The sequence below is a fragment of the Sphingopyxis indica genome (assembly GCF_032879645.1).
GTDB lineage: Bacteria > Pseudomonadota > Alphaproteobacteria > Sphingomonadales > Sphingomonadaceae > Sphingopyxis > Sphingopyxis indica.
This window is the reverse complement of the sequence record NZ_CP076394.1, coordinates 261,500-283,131: the sequence shown is the minus strand read 5'-3', so window position 1 is coordinate 283,131 and position 21,632 is coordinate 261,500. Positions and strand designations below refer to the sequence as shown.

At 66.5% G+C, this 21,632-nt stretch carries 20 protein-coding genes; 12 read left to right on the top strand and 8 right to left on the bottom strand.

Annotated features, from left to right (window positions below; translation table 11 throughout):
* Positions 1-8: 8 nt before the first annotated feature.
* From KNJ79_RS01375 to KNJ79_RS01360, 4 genes are all read right to left on the bottom strand, one after another.
* On the bottom strand, positions 9-1,301 hold the full coding sequence (locus KNJ79_RS01375) for an acyl-CoA dehydrogenase family protein (protein ID WP_089216564.1): 1,293 nt from the start codon (positions 1,299-1,301) through the stop codon (positions 9-11).
* A gap of 112 nt (positions 1,302-1,413) precedes the next feature.
* Complete coding sequence (locus KNJ79_RS01370) at positions 1,414-2,871, bottom strand: MFS transporter (RefSeq protein WP_317152495.1); 1,458 nt, start codon at positions 2,869-2,871, stop codon at positions 1,414-1,416.
* Positions 2,868-4,319, bottom strand: coding sequence for an MFS transporter (locus tag KNJ79_RS01365; RefSeq protein WP_317152494.1), 1,452 nt, complete (start codon positions 4,317-4,319; stop codon positions 2,868-2,870). Before KNJ79_RS01365 ends, KNJ79_RS01370 begins: the two co-directional genes overlap by 4 nt.
* Positions 4,316-5,173, bottom strand: a complete 858-nt coding sequence (locus KNJ79_RS01360) for an SDR family NAD(P)-dependent oxidoreductase (protein ID WP_089216561.1) — start codon at positions 5,171-5,173, stop codon at positions 4,316-4,318. Before KNJ79_RS01360 ends, KNJ79_RS01365 begins: the two co-directional genes overlap by 4 nt.
* 171 nt (positions 5,174-5,344) lie before the next feature.
* On the opposite strand from KNJ79_RS01360, the gene KNJ79_RS01355 reads away from it, so the two are divergent.
* The 4 genes from KNJ79_RS01355 (at position 5,345) to KNJ79_RS01340 (ending at position 9,322) form a co-directional block, all read left to right on the top strand.
* Positions 5,345-6,526 (top strand): acyl-CoA dehydrogenase family protein, encoded by a 1,182-nt coding sequence (locus KNJ79_RS01355; RefSeq protein ID WP_317152493.1) that lies wholly within the window; start codon positions 5,345-5,347, stop codon positions 6,524-6,526.
* A gap of 145 nt (positions 6,527-6,671) precedes the next feature.
* Entirely contained in the window at positions 6,672-7,790 is a 1,119-nt protein-coding gene (locus tag KNJ79_RS01350; RefSeq protein WP_089216559.1) for an acyl-CoA dehydrogenase family protein, read from the top strand.
* Between the two features lie 51 nt (positions 7,791-7,841).
* A complete protein-coding gene (locus tag KNJ79_RS01345; RefSeq protein WP_317152492.1) occupies positions 7,842-8,645 on the top strand; it encodes an SDR family oxidoreductase in 804 nt (267 codons plus the stop codon).
* 158 nt (positions 8,646-8,803) lie between these two features.
* On the top strand, positions 8,804-9,322 hold the full coding sequence (locus KNJ79_RS01340) for a hypothetical protein (protein ID WP_317152491.1): 519 nt from the start codon (positions 8,804-8,806) through the stop codon (positions 9,320-9,322).
* A 122-nt stretch (positions 9,323-9,444) separates the two neighbouring features.
* Here the strand turns inward: KNJ79_RS01340 and ppc are convergent, their stop codons facing one another.
* The 3 genes from ppc to KNJ79_RS01325 all read right to left on the bottom strand — a co-directional run bounded on the left by ppc (position 9,445) and on the right by KNJ79_RS01325 (position 13,200).
* Positions 9,445-12,123 (bottom strand): phosphoenolpyruvate carboxylase, encoded by a 2,679-nt coding sequence (gene ppc, locus KNJ79_RS01335; protein ID WP_317152490.1) that lies wholly within the window; start codon positions 12,121-12,123, stop codon positions 9,445-9,447.
* A gap of 74 nt (positions 12,124-12,197) precedes the next feature.
* Positions 12,198-12,611, bottom strand: a complete 414-nt coding sequence (locus KNJ79_RS01330) for a YbaY family lipoprotein (RefSeq protein WP_317152489.1) — start codon at positions 12,609-12,611, stop codon at positions 12,198-12,200.
* 22 nt (positions 12,612-12,633) lie between these two features.
* Positions 12,634-13,200: an HNH endonuclease gene (locus KNJ79_RS01325; protein ID WP_089216554.1), complete on the bottom strand. Its 567-nt coding sequence runs from the start codon at positions 13,198-13,200 to the stop codon at positions 12,634-12,636.
* A gap of 170 nt (positions 13,201-13,370) precedes the next feature.
* Here KNJ79_RS01325 and gluQRS point away from each other — a divergent pair, with 170 nt between their 5' ends.
* The 8 genes from gluQRS to KNJ79_RS01285 all read left to right on the top strand — a co-directional run bounded on the left by gluQRS (position 13,371) and on the right by KNJ79_RS01285 (position 20,300).
* Complete coding sequence (gluQRS, locus tag KNJ79_RS01320) at positions 13,371-14,222, top strand: tRNA glutamyl-Q(34) synthetase GluQRS (RefSeq protein ID WP_317152488.1); 852 nt, start codon at positions 13,371-13,373, stop codon at positions 14,220-14,222.
* 9 nt (positions 14,223-14,231) lie between these two features.
* The gene (locus KNJ79_RS01315) at positions 14,232-14,456 is read left to right on the top strand and encodes an HIG1 domain-containing protein (RefSeq protein ID WP_317152487.1); all 225 of its coding nucleotides are present in this window, start codon (positions 14,232-14,234) and stop codon (positions 14,454-14,456) included.
* A 134-nt stretch (positions 14,457-14,590) separates the two neighbouring features.
* Positions 14,591-15,172 (top strand): cob(I)yrinic acid a,c-diamide adenosyltransferase, encoded by a 582-nt coding sequence (locus tag KNJ79_RS01310; protein ID WP_089216551.1) that lies wholly within the window; start codon positions 14,591-14,593, stop codon positions 15,170-15,172.
* Positions 15,173-15,321: 149 nt separating this feature from the next.
* A complete protein-coding gene (gene egtB / locus KNJ79_RS01305) occupies positions 15,322-16,608 on the top strand; it encodes an ergothioneine biosynthesis protein EgtB (protein WP_317152486.1) in 1,287 nt (428 codons plus the stop codon).
* A 1-nt stretch (position 16,609) separates the two neighbouring features.
* A complete protein-coding gene (egtD, locus tag KNJ79_RS01300) occupies positions 16,610-17,596 on the top strand; it encodes an L-histidine N(alpha)-methyltransferase (protein ID WP_317152485.1) in 987 nt (328 codons plus the stop codon).
* 118 nt (positions 17,597-17,714) lie between these two features.
* Entirely contained in the window at positions 17,715-18,581 is an 867-nt protein-coding gene (locus KNJ79_RS01295) for a 3-hydroxyacyl-CoA dehydrogenase NAD-binding domain-containing protein (protein WP_089216548.1), read from the top strand.
* 67 nt (positions 18,582-18,648) lie between these two features.
* Positions 18,649-19,137, top strand: coding sequence for a hypothetical protein (locus tag KNJ79_RS01290; protein WP_317152484.1), 489 nt, complete (start codon positions 18,649-18,651; stop codon positions 19,135-19,137).
* A 20-nt stretch (positions 19,138-19,157) separates the two neighbouring features.
* Entirely contained in the window at positions 19,158-20,300 is a 1,143-nt protein-coding gene (locus KNJ79_RS01285) for an epoxide hydrolase family protein (RefSeq protein ID WP_317152483.1), read from the top strand.
* Between the two features lie 3 nt (positions 20,301-20,303).
* Here the strand turns inward: KNJ79_RS01285 and KNJ79_RS01280 are convergent, their stop codons facing one another.
* The gene (locus KNJ79_RS01280) at positions 20,304-21,569 is read right to left on the bottom strand and encodes a NupC/NupG family nucleoside CNT transporter (protein WP_317152482.1); all 1,266 of its coding nucleotides are present in this window, start codon (positions 21,567-21,569) and stop codon (positions 20,304-20,306) included.
* Positions 21,570-21,632: the final 63 nt, after the last annotated feature.

The following is a 21,632-nucleotide window of genomic DNA, read 5'->3' as shown; positions in this document are numbered from 1 at the left end:
AGGGGAGCTTAGCGCGAAACCCCGACGTCGCCCGACGAAAAGCCGGGGTCGTTCGCCGCCGGCGCGTGCTTGGCGAGTTCGATGCGCGCGATCGCGCGGGCATGGACCTCGTCGGGGCCGTCGGCGAGGCGCAGGGTGCGCTGATGCGCATAGGCGCTCGCGAGGCCGAAGTCGTCGCTGACGCCGCCGCCGCCGTGCGCCTGGATCGCATCGTCGATGATCTTCAGCGCCATGTTCGGCGCCTGCACCTTGATCGCCGCAATCTCGGCCGCGGCGGCCTTGTTGCCGACCTTGTCCATCATGTCGGCGGCCTTGAGGCACAGAAGCCGCGTCATCTCGATGTCGATGCGCGCGCGCGCGATCCGCTGTTCCCAGATGCTGTGCTCGGCGATCGTCTTGCCAAAAGCAACGCGCGACTGGAGCCGCTTGCACATCTTTTCGAGCGCTTCCTCGGCGACGCCGATCGTGCGCATGCAGTGATGGATGCGGCCCGGCCCGAGCCGGCCCTGCGCGATCTCGAACCCGCGCCCTTCGCCGAGCAGCATCGCATCCTCGGCATTGACGCGCACATCCTTCAGCTCGACCTCCATATGGCCGTGCGGCGCGTCGTCATAGCCGAAGACGGGCAGGTGGCGCAGGATCTTGATCCCCGGCGTGTCCATCGGCACCGCGAGCATCGACTGCTGCTGGTGGCGCTTCGCACCGAAGTCGGTCTTGCCCATCACGATCGCGACCGCGCAGCGCGGATCTCCGACCCCCGACGACCACCATTTGCGGCCGTTGATCACATAATCGTCGCCGTCGCGCTCGATCCGCGTCTCGATATTGGTCGCGTCGGACGAGGCGACCGCGGGTTCGGTCATCAGAAAGGCCGAGCGAATCTCGCCGTTCATCAGCGGCTTCAGCCAGCGTTCCTTCTGCGCCGCAGTGCCGTAGCGATGGAAGACTTCCATATTGCCGGTGTCGGGCGCCGAACAGTTGAACACCTCGCTCGCAAAGCCGATCCGCCCCATTTCCTCGGCACACAGCGCATATTCGAGGTTGGTGAGGCCGGGGCCTTCGAACTCGATCGTCTCGTCGACATGGTGGTGCGCGGCGCTGCGCGGCGGCATGAACAGGTTCCAGATGCCCGCCGCCTTCGCCTCGGCCTTCAGCTCCTCGACGATCGGGATCACCTTCCAGCGATCGCCGGCCTGATCCTGTTCCTTATAGGTCGGGACCGCAGGGCGCACCTTGCGCTCGATGAAGTCGCGCACGCGGCCCTGCCAGTGCTTCTGCCGCTCGGTGAGGTCGAAATCCATCGCTGCATCCTTTCCCTTTACGTTCACGTAAACCCTAGAACCGATTCGGGCGCCTTGCCAAGCCCCGCGACGCAGAAAATTGCCGGCACCTGCACACCCGCGCAATCTTACGCTACGGCCGCTGCCCTTCGCTATCGCCCTGCGGTTGCAGGGTCGAGGCAAGCGCGGCGAGGCGTGCTTCGTGACTCGCCCGGTCGATCGCGTAACGGCGCAGTCCGATCGTCGCCATGATTCCGATCAAAATCATCAGCCCGGCGAAAATCCACGCCATCGCCGCCGCGTCGCGCGCCGGCCAATCCTCGGGCCGCAGCCGGTCGCTGAGCCCGACGAAGGCGACGAGCTGGCCGACGAGGAAGATGCCGAGCGCCTGCCCGAATTTCTGGACCATCAGATAGCCGGCGAAAAAGACGCCCTCGATTCGCGTGCCATGATCGACCTCGTGCGCCTCGACGATTTCGGCGACCATCGACGAGGTCGATATGGTCGCGACGATCAGCCCGAACAGCGACGTCGTCTGAAACGACAGCAGCAGCGCCATCGAGGTCCAGCTGCCGAGCTCGGGCCACCAGCCGAGGTTGCGCGCGGCATAGGGCAGAAAGGCGATCGCCCCGCTCGCGAGCGCCGCGGCGATCGCGCTGTCGCGCTTGCCGAAGCGGCGATGCGCATGACCGACCGCGGCGAAGGCGCCGAACACCGCGATCGCGAGGCCCGCGGGATACCAGGCGAGCTGCGCGTCGCTCATCCGCCACACATAGAGCATCATATAATTGGTCGAGGCGATCGTCGTCGCATAGCCGGTGGTGACGAACAGCGCCCCGCTGACCAACGCGACGAAGGCGGGATTGCGAAAGGCGAGCGCTATGTCGGCGAACATCGCCTTGCTGTGGTGCGCGGCGGCGGGCGGCGGCGGCAGCGCGAGAATACGGCGCTGCTGCCCGAGCGCCGAGCCGAGCGTCGAGACGAGGATCAGGGTCGCGCCGAACAGGCCGAAGGCCGCATAGCCCGACGGATCGAGCAGGCCGTTGGTCGCCGGGTCGTCCGATTTCAGGAAATAGCCGTAAGCGAGCGCGACCGCGAGCAGCCCGCCGAGCCAGCCGAACAGGAAGCGAAAGCGCATCAGGGCGGTGCGCTCGTCATAATCGCGCGTCAGTTCGGCGACGAGCGAGATCGAAGGAATCTCGCACGCCGACACCAGCACGCGCACCGCGACGACGTTGAGGAACAGGCCCAGCGCCGAATGCCGCGCGACGTCGGGCGACATCCACAGCAGCGCCCAGGCGATCGCCATCGGCAGCGCGGCGCCATAGAGCCACGGCAACCGCCGCCCGAGGCGCGAGCGCGTCGCGTCGGAGAGGCGCCCGATCAGCGGGTCGACCAGCGCATCGACGAACATCGCGCCGATCAGCACCAGCGACACCAGGCGCGGATCGAACCCCAGCACCTGATTGTAATAGATCATGAAGAAGGTGGTGAGCCCCGACTCCTTGATCCCCAAGGTGACGCTGCCCAGCCCGTGCGCGGCCTTGATCCGCGTCGGCAGCCTGCCGGGGAGGATGGCGGGGGCCGTCATCGCGGACCGTCGGCGGTTGCGGCGGCCAGCGCGGCGACCCGCGCCTCATGGTCCGATCGCGAAATGGGAAAACGCGCGATAAATGCAATGCTGGCGACCGCGAAGAGGACCAATATGACGAGGAAATAGGTCGCCATATTGTCCAGCACCGTCTGGTCGACATGGCCGGGCTTGGCCTGCGCAGGAAAATTGGCGGCGCCGATGACCTGACCCGTCAGAAACAGCCCGACCCCCGTCGCGCATTTCTGGACGAAGAAATAGGCCGAAAAGAAAATGCCCTCCGACCGCTCGCCGGTCTGCTCCTGCGATGCCTCGACGATATCGGCCGCCATCGACTGGCCGAGAATCATCGACGCGACGGCAAAGGCATTCGAGATGGTGACGAGCGTGAAGAGCGACGGGATCAGGCGGGGATCGCCATTGGCGGGAAACAGGCCGCCGAAGCGCAGCAGATAGGGCAGCAGCGCGAAGATCAGCGCCAATATGCCCGCCGCGACTGCGCCGGTGCGCTTTTCGATATGCTTTTGCAACAGCCCGACGATCAGGAAAGCACCGAGCACGCCGACGAACAGGGTCGCCGAATAGGCGATGAAGCCCGCCTGCGGCATTTCCCAATAATAGCTGAGCAGATAGGTGGTGGCCGAAAAGGTCAGCCCCTGATTCACGAAGGCGAAGAGCGAGCTGCCGAGCAGAATCAGAAACGCCTTGTTCGACAGGATCGCTCCGATCTTCCGGAGCGTCGGGCCGAGCGGCAGATGCATCGGCGGCGTCGCATCGAGCCGCGCGATGCGGCGATGCGTCGTCCAGGCCGAAACGCTGGTCGCGACGATCATCAGCGCTGCCCCGGTCCAGCCATAAAGCTGATAGCCTTCGACATTGAGCTGTCCGACCGGATAGCGCTCGGTGGGGACGAGGAACACGCCGAAGGCCAAAGTGAGCATCAGCAGCCCGCCCGCCCAGCCGAACACGAAACGCCAGCGCGTCAGCGACGTGCGCTCGTCGTAATCGCTCGTCAGCCCCGGCACCACAGAGAGGGCGGGGATTTCGTAGCAGGAGACCGCCGCCCGCATCAGGAAGGCAAAGAGCAGCAGATAGCCGTAAAGCCAGTCGGAGTGAATCTGCGGCGGATGCCACAGCATCATCCATGCAAAGGCCATCGGCAGGATCGACGCATACATCCACGGATGACGCTTGCCCCAGCGGCTGTGCGTCTTGTCGCTCCAATAGCCGACCATCGGGTCGATGATCGCATCGAGAAACAGCGCGATCAGCAGGATCAGCCCGACGACGCGCGCGTCGAGGCCCAGAACCTGATTATAGAGCAGCATCAACAGCGTGGCGAAGCCATTGTCCTTCACGCCATAGGCGACCGATCCGAAACCATTGCCCAGCTTGATGCGCAGCGGCAGCCGTTCGGCCGGCGGCAACGCCACCGCGGCAGCGGTCACGCGGGTGCCCCGGCCTTGGCGGCATCCTCCATCGCGACCAGCGCGTCGAACAGGCCCGGCGCCTCGGGGTCCCATGCATGGCGCTGGCCGATCGTCAGCCCGCCATCGACGAGCATGTGCGTGCCGGTCATGAAGCTCGCCTCGTCGCTCGCGAGATAGGCGACCGCGTTCGCAATATCCTCGGGCTGGCCGCCGCGCGCGACCGGCTGTGCGTGCGCGCTCATGTCGGCGATGATCGCCTTTGCCGCATCCTTGCTCGCATCGGGAACCTCGAGCGTCGAGGTGAAGATGTTGGTGTTGATGAAGCCCGGGCAGATCGCGTTCACGCGAATACCATATTGCGCGAGGTCGGTCGCCGCGACCTTGGTGAGTTGCAGCACGCCCGCCTTCGCCACCGCATAGGCGGTCGGCGAATAGCCGGCGCCGAGCGCCGCGACGCTCGCGGTGTTGACGATGCTCGCCCCCTTGCGCCCCTTCATATGGGGCGCGGCATAACGGATGCCCATCGCGACCGATTTCAGGACCAGATTCATCGTCCAGTCCCAGCCTTCGGGGCTGATCTCGTCGATCGGGGCGCGGTCGCCGCCCGCGGCGGCATTGTTGAAGACGATGTCTATGCCGCCGCCGCGCTTCGCGGCCTCGTTCATCAGCGCCTCGATGTCCGCTGCGACGGTAACGTCGCAGCGCAGGAACTCGATTTTGCCGTTCGAGGCTTCGGCGAGCGCCTTGCCGCCCGCCTCGTCGATGTCGGCGGCGAAGACATGCGCGCCCTCGCCCGCCAGTTTGAGCACCGCCGCCTTGCCGATACCCGATGCCGCGCCGGTGACGACGGCGACCTTGCCTGCGAATCGCATCTTCCTTGCTCCCGTTTTCTTTTGCCACTCAGCTTAGGCGCGCTGCGGGGCGCGTCAACGCCCGGCAAGCGGACGCTACGGCGCCGTAGCGGCAGGGCGTCCCGCCCAAGTTGACGCTTGCGTAAACTTGCCGACTCCCCTTAATTTGGCGCCGGAAGAGGAGCCCTTGCGATGAGCGATCTGGATGCGTTCCGCGCCGAAGTGCGCAGCTGGCTGGAAGCCAATTGTCCCCCCGAAATGCGCGAACCCGTCCGCGACGAGGACGATGTCTGCTGGGGCGGGCGCAAGTTCGAGTTCAAGAATGACGCGCAGAAACAGTGGCTCGAGCGCTGCGTGGAAAAGGGCTATACCGTGCCCGACTGGCCCAAGCCCTATGGCGGCGCGGGCCTGACTCCCGAACAGACCAAGGTGCTCAAGCAGGAAATGGCGCGGATCAATGCCCGCCCGCCGCTCCAGAGCTTCGGCATCTGGATGCTGGGGCCCGCGCTGCTCAAATTCGGCACCGAAGAGCAGAAGGTTCATTATCTGAACCAGATCGCGCGCGGCGAGATCCGCTGGTGCCAGGGCTATTCGGAACCGGGTTCGGGCAGCGACCTCGTCTCGCTCCAGACCTTTGGCGAAGACAGGGGCGATCACTGGGTCGTCAACGGCTCGAAGATCTGGACGAGCTATGCCGACAAGGCCGACTGGATCTTCTGCCTCGTCCGCACCGACAAGACGAACAAATATCAGGGCATCACCTTCATGCTCTTCGACATGGAGAGCCCCGGCGTTTCGACCAAGCCGATCCTGCTGATCAGCGGCAACAGCCCCTTCTGCGAAACCTTCTTCGACGATGTGAAAGTACCGAAGGACCAGTTCGTCGGCGAGGTCAATCGCGGCTGGGACGTCGCCAAATATCTGCTCGGCCACGAACGCGAGATGATCTCGGGCGGCGGCGCCGGCGGCGACATGCTCAGCATCGGCGCGCTATTCGCGAAATCGCTCGGCAAGAATGAAGCGGGCGAGCTCGACGACCCGATCCTGCGCGCCGAAATGGCGGCGTTCGACACCGAGGTCTTCGCCTATCGCGCGATGGGCGAACGCTTCATGGACATGTGGAAGACCGGCCGCGCGCATCCCGCATCGTCGAACATGATGAAATATGTCGGCACCGAGCTCAACAAGCGCCGCTACGAGCTCGTCATGGCGGGCGGCGGCAGCGAAGCGCTCGAATGGGACAGCGAGGAAACCAAGGGCGGCGCGCGGGCGCGCAGCTGGCTGCGCACCAAGGCCAATTCGATCGAAGGCGGAACGAGCGAAGTCATGCTCAACGTCATCGCCAAGCGGATATTGGATTTGCCGGGGGCGTAGAAACAACCAACCCCTCCTCTTCAGAGGAGGGGCAGCGAGACTTGCGGGGCTTGCCCGCTAGTCGCAGCGGGGTGGTGCTCCTTCACCGGCGTCCACCACCCCCAACCCCTCCTCTGAAGAGGAGGGGCTTTCGGAGAGACCAGACATGCCGCTCTATCACAATGACGACCAGGCGATGCTCAAGGACAGCGTCGCCCCCTTCGTGGCCGAACAGGCGCCCGTATCGCATCTTCGCAAGCTGCGCGACAAGGCCGACGAAACCGGCTTTTCGCGCGACCTGTGGAAGCAGTTTACCGAAATGGGCCTGCCCGGGATGCTCGTTCCCGAAGCGCATGGCGGGCTCGGCATGGGGCATATGGAGGCCGGCATCGTGCTCGAGGAGATCGGGCGCAACCTGACCCCCTCGCCCTTTCTCGCGACCAGCGTCGGCGCGGTCGCGGCGCTGGCGCAGGCCGGCGGCACGCAGGCGGGGCGGTGGCTCCCCGCGATTGCAAGCGGCGAGGCGATCGTCGCGCTCGCGATCGACGAGGGGCCGAAGCACCGCCCCGACCGCGTCGCCACCACGGCAACGCGCAGCGGCAACGGCTTCCGGCTCGACGGCAGGAAGGATTTCGTCCTTCACGGCCATGTCGCCGACATGAGCATCGTGTCGGCCCGGACCGACGGCGGCATCACCCTGTTCGCGGTGCCGAAAGACGCCAGTGGCGTGACCGCCGACCCGCGCCGCCTCGTCGATTCGAGCCTCGCGAGCCACGTCCGCTTCGACGGCGTCGAACTCGACGCCGATGCGGTGATCGGAGAGGTCGATGCGGGCGAGGATGTGCTGAACGCGCTGCTCGCCGCGACGCGCACCGGCGCCGCCGCCGAAATGGTCGGTGTCGGCCAGGGCGCGATGGACATGACGGTGAATTACCTCAAGGAACGCAAGCAGTTCGGCAAGCTGATCGGCGAGTTTCAGGCGCTCCAGCACCGCGCCGCGCACCTCTATGGTGAAATGGAAGTCGCGCGCGCGACGGTGATGAAGGCGCAGCAGCTGCTCGACGAGGGCAGCGAGGGCGCGAAGCTGATGGTCTCGGTCGCCAAGGCGAAAGCCGGCCGCGCCGCGAACCTCGCGGTGCGCGAAGGCGTCCAGATGCACGGCGGCATCGGCATGACCGACGAATATGACATCGGCCTCTATATGAAGCGCGACCGCGCGCTCGCCGAATTTATGGGCGACGTGCATTACCACATCGACCAGGTCGCGCGGATGAACGGATATTGAGCGGCCCAAACCCCTCCCCTTCAGGGGAGGGGCTTTAAAAAGGACAGCGTTATGAACCTCCAAAGCATGTTCGGCCTCGACGGCCGCGTCGCGCTCGTCACCGGCGGGTCGCGCGGGATCGGCAAGATGATCGTCGAGGGCTTCCTCGCCGCGGGCTGCGCGCGCGTCTATATCTCGGCGCGCAAGGCCGAGCAGATCGACGCCGCGGTCGCCGACTTCGACACCCGCTATCCGGGGCAGGTGATCGGGCTGCCGATCGACCTCTCGACCGTCGAGGGCTGCCGCGCGCTCGCCGCCGAGATCGGCAAGCGCGAAGACAAGCTCGACATCCTCGTCAACAACGCCGGCGCGGCGTGGGGCGAGCCCTTCGAGGGCTTCCCCGAGGCGGGCTGGGACAAGGTGATGGACATCAACGTCAAATCGCCTTTCTTCCTGACGCAGGCGCTCCACGATCTGCTCAAGGCGGCGGCGAGCGCCGGCCGGCCGGCGAAGGTGATCAACATCGGCTCGATCGACGGTATGCGGCTCAATCCGTGGGAAACCTATAGCTATCATGCATCGAAGGCGGCGATCCTCTACCTCACCAAGCGCCTCGCGGCGCGGCTGGTGCAGGACCATATCATCGTCACCGCAATCGCCCCCGGCGCCTTCCAGTCGGACATGAACAAGGCGGCGCGCGATCATGGCGACGCGGTCGCGAAAAGCATCCCGGTGAAGCGCATCGGCGTGCCCGAGGACATGGCGGGCACCGCGATCTTCCTCGCGTCGAAGGCGGGCGACTATGTCGTCGGCGACACGATCGCGGTCGATGGCGGGCTGGTCCACGGCGATCTTAAGACCAGCATCGACGCTTAGCGCGGCTGTTTCCCCTGTCGTCACCCCGGACTTGATCCGGGGTCCACTCCGGCGCCGTTGGAAAGGATGCCGGATCAAGTCCGGCATGACGAAGTGGGGGAAATTGACTTGCGCGCCCCAAGGTGTATTATATTCATAACTCACCAAGGAGACATCCCATGCGCCTCGCCTTCCTCATCCCCCCGATGCTCCTTCTCGCCGCGTGCGGGCAGGGCGAGGACAAGAAGGACGCGACCGAAATCGCGATCAACGCCGATGGCGACGACGGTGGCGTCCAGATCAAGACCGGGCAGAATGGCGGCAAGCTGACCATCGGCGGCAAGGACGGGACGGCCGTCAACATCAACATCCCCGATTTCGTCGATTTCGACATCGAGGGCGATTTCGACATCGACGGGGTCAAGCTCTATCCGGGCAGCAAGATCACCAGGGTCGACATCGATGCCAGCGACAAGGGCGGCAATGACAAGGCGACGGTGAAGCTCGGCTTCACCTCCCCCGCCGCGCCCGCGAAGGCCGCCGACTGGATGGCAGGCGAGTTCGCGAAAAAGGGCGTCAAGGTCACGCGCGACGGCGACATGCTTGCGGGCAAGGACGAGGACGGCGACGATTTCACCATTGCCTTCGCCCCCGACGGAGCGACCAGCAAAGGCACGGTGAAGATCGTTTCGAACTGACGGCGCGCAAACACACGTCGTCATTGCGACCCCGCGAAGCCGGGGGAAGCAATCCCGAGCGGTTTACGCACGCTCTGGATTGCCGCGTCGCCTTCGGCTCCTCGCAATGACGGGAGAAAGAATCAGCCACTGTTCCTGAGCGCGGTCGCGATTGCGTTGATCGTCAGCTGGATGCCCTCGGCGATGCGCGGGTCGGTTTCGCCCGCGCGGTGGCGCTTCATCAGCTCGATCTGGAGCAGGTTCAGCGGTTCGATATAGGGCAGGCGCAGGCGGATCGACGCCTCGAGCGCGGGGCTCTTTTCGAGCAGCCGCGACTGGCCGGTGATGCGCAGCAGCCCGTCGTGCGCGCGGTTCCAGCCGTCGCGGATCGCCGAAAAGATCGCCTCATGCCCGTCGACCTCGCCCGCGAGCGCCGCATAGCGCGCAGCAATCCCCATGTCCGACTTGGCGAGCACCATCTCCATATTGCCGAGCAGCGCGGCAAAGAAGGGCCAGCTTTGCGCCATGTCGGCGAGCAGCGCCTGGTCCTCGAACGCCGCGAACGCCTCGCCGGTCCCGTACCAGCCGGGCAGCATGGTGCGCGCCTGCGCCCAGCTGAATACCCAGGGGATAGCGCGCAGATCCTCGATCGCGGTGCTTTTCTTGCGGCTCGACGGACGCGACCCGATTTTCAGCGTCGCAATCTCGGCGATCGGGGTCATCGCGCGGAAGAAGTCCTTGAACGCCGGCGTGTCGTACACCAGCCCGCGATAGGCGCCGAGCGCGCGGCCCGACAGCGCATCCATGGCCTGCGTGAAACGCCCCGCGTCCTTCTCGCTCAATTTCTCGGGCTCGAGGCTCGCGAGCAGGCTCGCCGATACCATCGCCTCGAGGTTCGTCGCGGCGCTTTCGATCGTCCCGAACTTCGCGGCGATCACCTCGCCCTGTTCGGTGATGCGGATGCGCCCCTGCACCGTGCCGGCGGGCTGCGCGCGGATCGCGGCGAAAGCGCTGCCGCCGCCGCGCCCGACCGCACCGCCGCGGCCGTGGAACAGCTGCATCGCGTTGCCCGCCGCCGCGAACACCGGGGTCAGCGCCTGCGACGCCTGATAAAGTCCCCAGGTCGAGGTCAGATAGCCGCCGTCCTTGTTCGAATCCGAATAGCCGATCATCACTTCCTGATGCCCGCGCGCCGCGACCTGCGGGCCGACCTCGGGCATCGCGAAATAGCGCGCCATGATGTCCGGCGCGCGGCCGAGATCGTCGATGGTCTCGAACAGCGGCACGACCATCAGGTTCGTCGCCCCCGCCTCGGCGCCGCCGCGCCACAGCCCCGCTTCGCGCGCGAGCACATGGACTTCGAGCAGGTCGGAAAGATCCTGCGCCATCGAGATGATCCACTGGCAGATCGTCTCCTGCCCCAGCCGCTGCCGCACCTCGGCGGCGGTGTGGATGATCGCAAGCTCGCCCGCGGTTTCCTCGCTCCATTCGTGCCACGCGGCGGCAAGCGGCCGGTCGCTCCTCAGCTCGGCGGTGAGCAGCGCGACACGTTCCGCTTCGGACAGCGCCGCATAGTCGTCGCACACGCCCGAGACGCTGAGCAGTTCGGCGAGCACGCGCTCGTGAACCGCACTGTTCTGCCGCATGTCGAGCGTCGCGAGGTGGAAGCCGAACACTTCGACCGCGCGGATCAGCCGCCCGAGCGCGCCGATGCTGCCGAGCTGGCCTTCGCCGCTCGCCGACAAGCCGTTCGCGATGACGACAAGATCGCGCCGGAAATCGGCGGGCGCCGCATAGGCCTCGCCCGCGAGCCGCGACGGACGCGGCGGCGGCTGGCCGACGATCCCGGCATAGGTTGCGCACAGCCGGGCATAGATGCCCGACAGGGCGCGGCGATAGGGTTCGTCGCGGCGGCTCGGCGCTTCGTCGCCGCTCGCCTCGGCGAGCGCCTCGACCGCGTCGGGGACCGTCGCGAGACCCGACGACACCGACAGCTCGGCGCCGAGCGCATGGACCGCGTCGATATAATGGCCGAGCACCGCGGCGGCGTTGCGGCTGGTCGCAAGGCGCAGCGTTTCGGCGGTGACGAAAGGGTTGCCGTCGCGGTCGCCGCCGATCCAGCTCCCGACGCGCAGGAAGCTCGCCGGACGCTGCCCCAGCTCCTTTTCCCAGCGCGCATAGAGTTTGGGCACGACGGGCAGGAAGACGTCGCGCAAATAGGTCAGCGCATTGTCGATCTCGTCGGCGACGAACAATTTTTCGGTGCGCAAGGGGCGCGTCTGCCACAAGAGCACGATCTGGCGCCGGATCGCCTCTTCGACGATATCGCCCTGCGGCGTCTCCTCGACCCCGGCATCGCGCAGCTGCATCAGCTCGGCGATGCGGTTCTTGTGGTCGAGCATCGACTTGCGGCGCACCTCGGTCGGGTGGGCGGTCAGGACCGGCGCGATCAGCGCGGCGTCGAGCAGCCTGGCGACGGCCGCCGCGTCGATGCCGTCGGCGTCGAGCCGCGCCAGCGCCGCGGCGACCGTCGCCTCGGGCTCGGCGGCGACCCCCTGCCGGTCCTCGGCGAGGTTGGCGAGCATCGAAAAGAGCATGAAGCCGCGCACAAAGGCTATCGTGTCGTCGAGGCTCAGCGCCTCGAGCCCCGGGTCGATCGCGTCGGCGCCCGCAAGGCCGCGGTGGCGGTCGACGCTCGCCGAACGGATATATTCGGTCTGGCGGAACAGCTTGTCGCCGCCATAGGCGCGAATGACGTCGCCGAGGATACGCCCGAGATAGCGAATATCGGGATTTTGCGAAATCTGGATCGGAGGGCCCATGGCCGCGAATGCTGCACCTGCGAAGATGCGGGGTCAAGGGCGGGGCAGGCGCATAGCTATGCGCCACGCAAGATTCAGCGTGTCATAACGAGCATCAGCGTGCCCATATCGACCGTCGCCCCCGTATCGAACGCAACGCTGTTGCGCGTGTCGGTGACGAACATCAGCTTGCCCTCCCCATCGCTGATCCGCGCCGCGACGGCATAGCTGTGGCGCGGGTCGATTTCGGCGCGATCGACGGTGAGCGAAAAGGCGAAGGGCACCTGCTTGCCGTCCGCGGCGAATTCCTGCCGCGCGAGCGTGCGCGCGGGCGCGTCGGCGAGGCTGACATCGTCGAGCCGCACCTCGATCCGCGCGCTCGGCGGCAGCGCGACCCGCTCGCGATAGGCGATGCTGCCGGTAAGGGTGATCATGCCATCGGCGGGCGGCGTCGAGGCGCAGGCGGCGAGAGGCAAGCCCAGGGCGAAGATCGCGGCGAAACGGAGCATCCTCTTCTCCCCCTTCGGTATCTCAGCCCTCCAGCTCGACGTCCCAATAGAGCCAGTCGATCCAGCTTTCGTGCAGATAATTCGGCGGAAAGGCGCGGCCATTGTCCTGGAGCTGCCAACTCGTCGGGCGCCACGGCTGGCGATAGAGCGGCATATGCGCCTGTTGCGGCGTGCGGCCGCCTTTCCTGAGGTTGCACGGCGCGCAGGCGGTGGTGACATTTTCCCAGCTCGTGCGCCCGCCGAGGCGGCGCGGCACGACATGATCGAAGGTCAGGTCCCGGCCCGACCCGCAATATTGGCACGCGAAACGGTCGCGCAGGAACAGGTTGAAGCGGGTGAAGGCCGGATGCTCCGACGGCTTCACATATTGCCTGAGCGCGATCACGCTCGGGATCGGCATCGAGCGCGTCGGCGAATGAATCTCGCGCGCATAATTTTCGACGATCGTTACGCGGTCGAGGAAAACCGCCTTGACCGCGGTCTGCCACGGCCACAGGCTCAACGGGTAATAGCTCAGCGGCGTATAATCGGCGTTGAGGACGAGCGCGGGACAGCTATCGGGATGCCGGGCGAGATCGGGATGGAACATGGCTTGGTAACGCTGCCCCTCATGCTGCGCGGGATGGCGCGCCACTGCCTTTCCCGAGTGACAGCATCATTACATGCCGAATCCGATTCGCACGTCAAGGGGGCTTTTGTCGCAAGATATGGAAGGATTGCGGCTTTCAGGACACAGTATCTGGATTCGGCCCCCGCGCCATGCTGACCCGCTTCGCGCCCAGCCCGACCGGCGAACTCCACCTCGGCCACGCCTATAGCGCGGTTCTGGCGCACGATGCCGCGCGCCGCGCCGGCGGCGCGTTCCTGCTCCGCATCGACGATATCGACGGCGCCCGCTCGCGCGAAGAGCATGTTGCCGCCGCGATCGCCGACCTCGACTGGCTCGGGCTCGAGCGGGATGGCGCGCCGGTGCGCCAGTCGCAGCATCTCGGCGACTATGCCGCGGCGCTCGACCATCTGCGCGCGCGCGATCTCGTCTATCCCTGCTTCTGCACCCGCGCCGACATCGTGCAGAGCCTCGCCGCGCCGCACGGCCCCGCCGGGCCGGTCTATCCGGGCACCTGCCGCCATCTCGGCGCCGACGAACGCGCGCTCCGGATCGCCGGCGAGCCGCATTGCTGGCGGCTCGACATGGCGCGCGCCGCCGCGCTCGCCGGGCCGCTCGTGTGGGAGGAGGCCGGGCAAGGCCTGCGCGCTGCCGATCCCGCCGCACACGGCGATGTCGTGCTCGCGCGCAAGGATGCGCCCGCGAGCTATCATCTCGCGAGCACGATCGACGATGCCGCGATGAAAGTGACCGAGGTGATCCGCGGCGCCGACCTGATCGCCTCGACCGACGTCCACCGGCTGCTCCAGGCGCTGCTCGGCCTGCCGACCCCCGCCTATCGCCACCACGCGCTCGTGTGCGGAGCGGACGGGAAAAGGCTCGCGAAGCGCGACGCCGCCGCGACGCTCGCCACCTTGCGTGAAGCGGGCGTCGACGGGCACGCGCTCGCCGCCGATTTGCGCGCCGGGCGGCTTCCGGCTGGATATTCGCTGCGAAATCCCTAAATAGGACCGATGCAAGTTCTGCTCATCCTCGCGGTGGTCGCTGCCGCCGGCCTCGTCCTCTTCGCGCTCGCGCGCGGCCTCTTCTATTTCTCGCAGGGGCATCGCGCGGCAATGGAGGGCAATGCCCATGAAAATCAGGTGATGCAGAACAAGATGATGATGGCGCGCATCAAATGGCAGGCGATCACCATCATCCTGCTCGTGCTGATCGGCCTCCTCGCCGCGGGCAGCTAGGGAATGATTCGCGTCATTGCGAGCGAAGCGAAGCAATCCAGAGCGGTTTGCCGGTCGCCTGGATTGCTTCGCTTCGCTCGCAATGACGAGGTTGGTCGATCCACAGCGCGCCAGATCGCCAGCCGCCACCCCTGATGGTCAAGCTCAACAAGATCTACACGCGCACCGGCGATGCCGGCACGACCGGCCTCGTCGACGGCTCGCGCATCGCCAAGTCGGCACCGCTGATGGCAGCCGTCGGCGACGTCGACGAAGCGAATAGCTGGGTCGGCCTCGCGGTCGCCGCATTGCCCGAAGGCGCCAGCGAAGCCGCGATGCTCACGCGCATCCAGAACGAGCTGTTCGACCTCGGCGCCGACCTTGCGACGCCCGCGGATGCCGAGCATGGCTTTGGTCCGCACGACATGGCGCTGCGCATCGTGCCGCGCCAGATCGAGCGGCTCGAGGCCGAAATCGACGCGATGAACGAAACGCTCGCGCCCTTGAACAGCTTCATCCTGCCCGGCGGGACCGAGGCGGCGGCGCGGCTCCACCTCGCGCGCGCGGTCGCGCGCCGCGCCGAACGCGCCGCGGTCGCAGCCGCCGAAACGCGCGACCTCAACCCCCTCGCGCTCGCCTATCTCAACCGCCTCTCCGACCATCTTTTCGTGATGACGCGCGCGATCAACGCCGCGGCGGGCTGCGACATTTTGTGGAAACCCGGCGCAACGCGCTGAGCTTCTGCCCACCCGCACATCGTCGTCTTTCAGGCAGGCTTCGCCTCGCGGCTGAAAATCGTTCCCGAAATGTTCTGGACATCGCGCCGCGGCGTAACCATAATCCTCCTGTCCCCGAAACCGAATCGTCGCCGGAGGATTGCTCGAACATGGCCAGCCGAACCGATGCTTCGCCGATTGTCGCTCGCACCGATCCGGCCGAAGCGCTGAGCCGACGCTTCGCCGCGCTGCGCCGCCTGTCGGCCGATCTTGCGGCGCCGCTGTCCGACGCCGATGCGAGCGCGCAGTCGATGGACGACGCCTCGCCCGCCAAATGGCATCTTGCGCATACAAGCTGGTTCTTCGAAACCTTCGTGCTGCGCGATCATGTCACGGGCTATTCCCTCTACGACGATCGTTTCTCCTATCTGTTCAACAGCTATTACGAGGCCGAAGGGCCGCGCCACGCGCGTCCGCGCCGCGGGCTGCTGACCCGCCCGTCGCTCGCCGAGGTGCTGCGCTGGCGCGCGCACGTCGATGCGGCGGTACTCGACGCGCTGCCCCGCCTGTCGCCCGCGGCGCTCGCACTCGTCGAACTCGGCATCCATCACGAGCAGCAGCATCAGGAGTTGCTGCTCACCGACATCAAGCATCTCTTCGCGCAGAACCCGCTCGGCCCCGCAATGTGGCGCGACGACGGTGCAATCGCGAATGAAGTATCGCGGCTTTCCGCCGACAAGCTGCGCTGGGTCCGCGGCGCGGAGGGCATGGTCTCGGTCGGTCATTCGGGCGAGGGTTTCGCCTTCGACTGCGAAGGCCCGCGCCATCCGGTGCTGCTCGCCCCGCACGCGCTGGCGCACCGGCCGGTGACCAACGGCGAGTGGCAGGAATTCATCGCCGACGGCGGCTATCGCACGCCCTCGCTCTGGCTCAGCGACGGCTGGGCGTGGGTGCAGGCGGATGCGATCGACGCGCCCGCCTATTGGCGGGACGGGCGTTATTTCACCCTGTCGGGCTGGCGCGCCATCGACCCCGCCGCCCCGGTGACGCACATCAGCTTCTATGAAGCCGACGCCTTCGCAAACTGGGCCGGGGCGCGCCTGCCGACCGAATCCGAATGGGAAGCGGCCGCCGCGGCGCTCGATCCGTCGGGCGGCGACCAGCTCGATGCCGCGGGGCCTGTCCAGCCCGCCGCAGCGGACGACGACGCGCCGCTGCAACAAATGTTCGGCAGCGTCTGGGAATGGACCGGCAGCGCCTATCGCCCCTATCCCGGCTTCCGCGCTGCGCCCGGCGCGGTCGGCGAATATAATGGCAAGTTCATGAGCGGCCAGTTCGTCCTGCGCGGCGGCAGCGTCGCGACCCCGCGCGGGCATTGCCGCGCCTCCTACCGCAATTTCTTCTACCCCCACCAGCGCTGGCAGTTCACCGGCGTGCGGCTCGCAAAGGATCTTTGATATGGGAGTCGTTCGTCATTTGCGTCAGGTCGATGCCGATCATGCCGGCGTCGATGTGGCCTTTCGCGCCGACGTCCATGCGGGGCTGTCGCAGGCACAAAAGGCGATCCCCGCGCGCTGGTTCTATGATGCAACGGGCTCGGCGCTGTTCGAGGACATCACCGCGCTTCCCGAATATTATCCGACACGCAGCGAAACCGATCTGCTGAAACGCCACGCCGCCGATCTGGCGCGGGCGATCGGGCCGGGCCGCGCGGTCGTCGAACTCGGCTCGGGCAGTTCGACCAAGACGCCGCTGCTGCTCGACGCGATTTCGCCCGCGGCCTATGTGCCGGTCGATATTTCGGGCGACTTCCTGCGCGACAGCGCCGAACAGCTCGCCGAACGCTTCCCCGGGCTTCCCGTCTATCCGGTCGAGGCCGACTTCACTCAGCCGGTGCCGCTGCCGCGCGAAATCTGCCCGCTGCCGAAGCTCGGCTTCTTCCCGGGTTCGACGATCGGCAACATGGTCGCGCGCACCGCAATCGACCTGCTGCGTATCTGGCGCAAGGCGCTGGGCGACGGGTCGCAGCTGCTGATCGGGATCGACCGGATCAAGGACCGCGAGACGCTGATCGCCGCCTATGACGACCCCGCCGGGGTCACCGCGGCGTTCAATCTCAACCTGCTCGAGCGGATCAACCGCGAACTCGGCGGCGACATAGCGACCGCGAATTTCACCCATCGCGCGGTGTGGAACGACGTCAACGCCCGGATAGAAATGCATCTCGTCGCCGAATGCGACATGGATTTCACGGTCGACGGGCGCGCCTATCATATGGCGAAGGGCGAGACGATCCACAGCGAGAACAGCCATAAATACGGCCCGCGCGACGCGGGCCTGCTGCTGCGCGCCGGCGGCTGGACCCCGGTTGCGAGCTGGGACGATGCCGACCCCGCCTTTGCGCTGATCCTCGCCGAAGCGACCGAATTCCGCTCCGCCCCTTGACGGGCGGGGTCGATTACCTAGTGCGGGACTATTCAGCTGCCGTAAAGCGCACCGGCGGGATCCCGGCCTTCGCCGGGATGACGAACTTGGTTTCGAGGGTTTCTGTGGAGATTTGGCTATGATCGTCGGCGTTATCGGGGCAGGGCAGATGGGCGCGGGGATCGCGCAGGTTTCGGCGGGCGCGGGGCACGACGTCCTGCTCGCCGACATCGACCTCGCACGCGCCGAAGCCGGCAAGGCGGGGATCGCCAAGGCGCTCGGCCGCCTCGTCGCCAAGGAGAAGATGAGCCGGGACGACGCCGACGCGCTGCTAGGCCGCATCGCCCCTGTCGCCGACCATGCGGCTTTCACCCCCGCCGACCTCGTCGTCGAAGCCGCGACCGAGCGCGAGGACATCAAGCGCGCGATCTTCGAAAGCGTCGGCCGGCATCTCTCGGACAAGGCGATCCTCGCGAGCAACACCAGCTCGATCCCGATCACCCGGCTCGCGCAGGCGGCGCCCGACCCGGCGCGCTTCATCGGCGTCCATTTCTTCAATCCCGTCCCCGTGATGGGGCTGATCGAGCTGATCCGCGGCCTTGCCACGAGCGACGAGACGCTCGCCGCGGTCGAGGCCTATGGCCGCGGCCTCGGCAAGGAGATCGTCCACGCGAACGACGCGCCGGGCTTCATCGTCAACCGCGTGCTGATGCCGCTGATCAACGAAGCGATCTTCGCGCTCGGCGAAGGCGTCGCGACGATGCAGGACATCGACGCCGGCTGCCGCCTCGGCCTCAATCATCCGATGGGGCCGATCACGCTCGCCGACTTCATCGGCCTCGACACCTGCCTCGAGATCATTCGCGTGCTGCAAAGCGGCACCGGCGACCCCAAATTCCGCCCGGCGCCGCTGCTCGTCCAATATGTCGAGGCGGGCTGGGTCGGCAAGAAGGCGGGGCGCGGCTTCTATGACTGGACGGGGCCGGAGCCCGTGCCGACGCGCTAGACGATCGTCGGGAGCCGGTTAGGGCGCGGCGCGCATCATCCTGTGTCCAGGCAAGGGAGGACCGATCATGCAGGATAAGGCTTTCGCGGTATTGGCCGCAACATCACTGGGTCTGGCGTTTCCCGCCCACGCGCAACAAGGCGCGCCCGAAAGCTCGACGCTGGAAAAGACCGGCGACATGGTAACCGAGCCCTTCGACGGCAAGGAAATCCCAGCGAAACTGATGGCGGTTCAGGACGACCCCTATTCGCTCGCAGGTCTTGGGAAATGCGCAGCGATCATTCGCGAGGTCGAGGAACTCAACGCGGTGCTCGGCCCCGATGTGAACGAACGCGCCGAAAAGGACGATGGCGACAAGACCGAGGCGACCGTCGGGCGCGTCGCGGGTTCGGTGGCGGGATCGTTCATCCCCTTCGGCGGGGTGATCGGCGAGATTACAGGCGCCAACGACGAACGCCGCCGCTATGCCGCCGCCCTCTACGCGGGCACGGTGCGCCGCGGCTTTTTGAAGGGCGTCGGGCTCGAACGCGGCTGCAAGGCGCCCGCGCGACCCTGAAGACTACAGAGGAGGGGGACATGAAGGTCGATAATATCCGCCCGTTCACGGTCGCGGTGCCGCAGGCGGCGCTCGACGATCTCAAGGACCGTCTCGCGCGCACGCGCTGGCCCGAGAAGGAAACCGTCGCCGACTGGGACCAGGGCGTGCCGCTCGCCTATGCGCGCGAACTCGTCGACTGGTGGCGCGACCATCACGACTGGCGCCGCGTCGAGGCGCGGCTCAACGCCTGGCCCAATTTTCTCGCGACGATCGACGGGCTCGACATCCATTTCCTGCACGTCCGTTCGGCCAATCCCGACGCGCGACCGCTGATCCTCACCCACGGCTGGCCGGGGTCGGTGCTCGAATTTCTGGACGTGATCGAGCCGCTCTCGGCCGACTTCCACCTCGTGATCCCCTCGCTCCCCGGCTACGGCTTTTCGGGCAAGCCGGCGCAGGCCAAATGGAGCGTCGAGCATATCGCCAATGCGTGGAACGCGCTGATGCTCGCGCTCGGTTACGACCGCTATCTGGCGCAAGGCGGCGACTGGGGCAGCGCGGTGACCTGCGCGATCGGTGTCGCGCACGGCGCGCATTGCGCGGGAATCCACGTCAACATGGTGGTCGGCGCGCCGCCGCCCGAGATGATGACCGACCTCAGCGACACCGAAAAGGCCTATCTCGCCCGCTTCGACTGGTATCGAACGAAGGACAGCGGTTATTCGACCGAGCAGGCAACGCGGCCGCAGACGATCGGCTATGCGCTCACCGATTCGCCGGTCGGGCAGATGGCGTGGATCGTCGAGAAATTCCACGGCTGGACCGATTGCGGGCACCAGCCCGGCGGCCGGTCGATCGGCGGCCATCCCGAAAACGCCCTATCGCGCGACGCGATGCTCGACACCGTCAGCCTCTATTGGCTGACCGCGAGCGCCGCCTCTTCCGCGCGGCTCTATTGGCAAAGCTTCCGCAGCTTCGTCGGCGGCGAAATCCATGTGCCGACCGCGTGCAGCCTGTTCCCGAACGAGATCATGCGCCTGTCGCGCCGCTGGGCCGACAAGCGCTATCGCAACATCGTCTATTGGAACGAGGTAGAGCGCGGCGGCCATTTCGCCGCCTGGGAACAGCCCGAACTCTTCGTCGCCGAACTGCGCGCCGGCTTCGGTGTCATGCCGATCTGACGATCAGGAGGCTGCGGCCGTCAGCGGCGCCGTGAATGACAGCATCAGCCCGGCGAGCGCCGCCGACATCAGGTTCGAGAGGCTGCCCGCCAGCAAAGCCTTGAGCCCGAGGCGCGCGATCATCGGGCGCTGGTTGGGGGCAAGCCCGCCGGTCACCGCCATCTGGATCGCGATCGAGCTGAAGTTGGCGAAGCCGCACAAGGCAAAGGTCGCGATCGCGACCGAGATCGGCGAAAAGCCCGCCTGTTCGCGGCCGAGGTCGATGAAGGCGACGAATTCGTTGAGCACGACCTTGGTCCCGAACAGCCCGCCGACGTCGGCGCTTTCGCTCCACGGCACGCCCATCAGCCACATCACCGGGCGAAAGATCGCGCCGATGATCGCCTGAAACGACAGATCGGGATAGCCGAACCAGCCGCCGATCCCCGCGAGCAGCCCGTTGGCGAGCGCGACGAGCGCGACAAAGGCGAGCACCATCGCGCCGACCGCGACCGCGAGCTTGACGCCGGTCTGCGCGCCCTGCGCCGCCGCCATGATGATGTTCGCGGGCTTTTCCTCGTCGTGCGTCGCCTCGGGCATGATCACCGGTTCGATCCCGAGGTCCTTGGGATCGTCGGGCATCATGATTTTCGCCATCAAGATGCCGCCCGGCGCCGACATGAAGCTCGCGGCGAGCAGATAGGGCAAGAGCTGCGATCCGATCATGCTCGCATAGGCGCCGAGGATCGTGCCCGCGACCCCCGCCATGCCGACGGTCATGATCGTGAAGAGCTGCGACGCGGTCAGGCTCGCGAGATAGGGGCGGATGACGAGCGGACTCTCGCTCTGGCCGACGAAGATGTTCGCCGCGGCGCCGAGGCTTTCGACCTTGGTGATGCCGGTGACCTTCTGGATCGCGCCGCCGACCCACTGGATCACCAGCTGCATGATGCCGAGATAATAGAGGATCGAGATCAGCGAGGCGAAGAAGATGATCACCGGCAACGCGGCGATCGCGAAACTGTTCGCGCCCATTTCGGGCGAGGCGAGCGGGCCGAAGATGAAGTCGGTCCCCGCCTTTGCATAGCCGAGCAGGTTGGTGACCCCGTTCGACATGCCCTGAATCACCGCGCGTCCCCACGGCGTCCCGATGACGAGCAGCGCGAAACCCGCCTGAAGCAGAAAGGCGGGAATCACGACGCGCGGGCGAATCCAGCGGCGGTTCGACGAGAAAGCGAGGGCGATCGCCAGCAACGCGGCGATCCCCAGCAAACCGATCAGACGTTCCATAAAGCTCGTGCGTCCCCCGCGAGTTAAGACGCCTGTCTAGCGGGCTTTGCCGCGGGGGCAAGG

Excerpts from the sequence above, each read along its gene's own strand:
- KNJ79_RS01370 (WP_317152495.1), bottom strand. The coding sequence starts at position 2,871 with ATGACGGCCCCCGCCATCCTCCCCGGCAGGCTGCCGACGCGGATCAAG.
- ppc (WP_317152490.1), bottom strand. The coding sequence starts at position 12,123 with ATGGGCCCTCCGATCCAGATTTCGCAAAATCCCGATATTCGCTATCTC.
- KNJ79_RS01345 (WP_317152492.1), top strand. The coding sequence starts at position 7,842 with ATGAACCTCCAAAGCATGTTCGGCCTCGACGGCCGCGTCGCGCTCGTC.
- KNJ79_RS01290 (WP_317152484.1), top strand. The coding sequence starts at position 18,649 with ATGCAGGATAAGGCTTTCGCGGTATTGGCCGCAACATCACTGGGTCTG.
- egtD (WP_317152485.1), top strand. The coding sequence starts at position 16,610 with ATGGGAGTCGTTCGTCATTTGCGTCAGGTCGATGCCGATCATGCCGGC.
- KNJ79_RS01315 (WP_317152487.1), top strand. The coding sequence starts at position 14,232 with ATGCAAGTTCTGCTCATCCTCGCGGTGGTCGCTGCCGCCGGCCTCGTC.
- KNJ79_RS01310 (WP_089216551.1), top strand. The coding sequence starts at position 14,591 with ATGGTCAAGCTCAACAAGATCTACACGCGCACCGGCGATGCCGGCACG.
- KNJ79_RS01295 (WP_089216548.1), top strand. The coding sequence starts at position 17,715 with ATGATCGTCGGCGTTATCGGGGCAGGGCAGATGGGCGCGGGGATCGCG.
- egtB (WP_317152486.1), top strand. The coding sequence starts at position 15,322 with ATGGCCAGCCGAACCGATGCTTCGCCGATTGTCGCTCGCACCGATCCG.
- KNJ79_RS01330 (WP_317152489.1), bottom strand. The coding sequence starts at position 12,611 with ATGCTCCGTTTCGCCGCGATCTTCGCCCTGGGCTTGCCTCTCGCCGCC.
- KNJ79_RS01375 (WP_089216564.1), bottom strand. The coding sequence starts at position 1,301 with ATGGATTTCGACCTCACCGAGCGGCAGAAGCACTGGCAGGGCCGCGTG.
- KNJ79_RS01340 (WP_317152491.1), top strand. The coding sequence starts at position 8,804 with ATGCGCCTCGCCTTCCTCATCCCCCCGATGCTCCTTCTCGCCGCGTGC.
- KNJ79_RS01355 (WP_317152493.1), top strand. The coding sequence starts at position 5,345 with ATGAGCGATCTGGATGCGTTCCGCGCCGAAGTGCGCAGCTGGCTGGAA.
- KNJ79_RS01360 (WP_089216561.1), bottom strand. The coding sequence starts at position 5,173 with ATGCGATTCGCAGGCAAGGTCGCCGTCGTCACCGGCGCGGCATCGGGT.
- KNJ79_RS01325 (WP_089216554.1), bottom strand. The coding sequence starts at position 13,200 with ATGTTCCATCCCGATCTCGCCCGGCATCCCGATAGCTGTCCCGCGCTC.
- KNJ79_RS01350 (WP_089216559.1), top strand. The coding sequence starts at position 6,672 with ATGCCGCTCTATCACAATGACGACCAGGCGATGCTCAAGGACAGCGTC.
- gluQRS (WP_317152488.1), top strand. The coding sequence starts at position 13,371 with ATGCTGACCCGCTTCGCGCCCAGCCCGACCGGCGAACTCCACCTCGGC.
- KNJ79_RS01280 (WP_317152482.1), bottom strand. The coding sequence starts at position 21,569 with ATGGAACGTCTGATCGGTTTGCTGGGGATCGCCGCGTTGCTGGCGATC.
- KNJ79_RS01285 (WP_317152483.1), top strand. The coding sequence starts at position 19,158 with ATGAAGGTCGATAATATCCGCCCGTTCACGGTCGCGGTGCCGCAGGCG.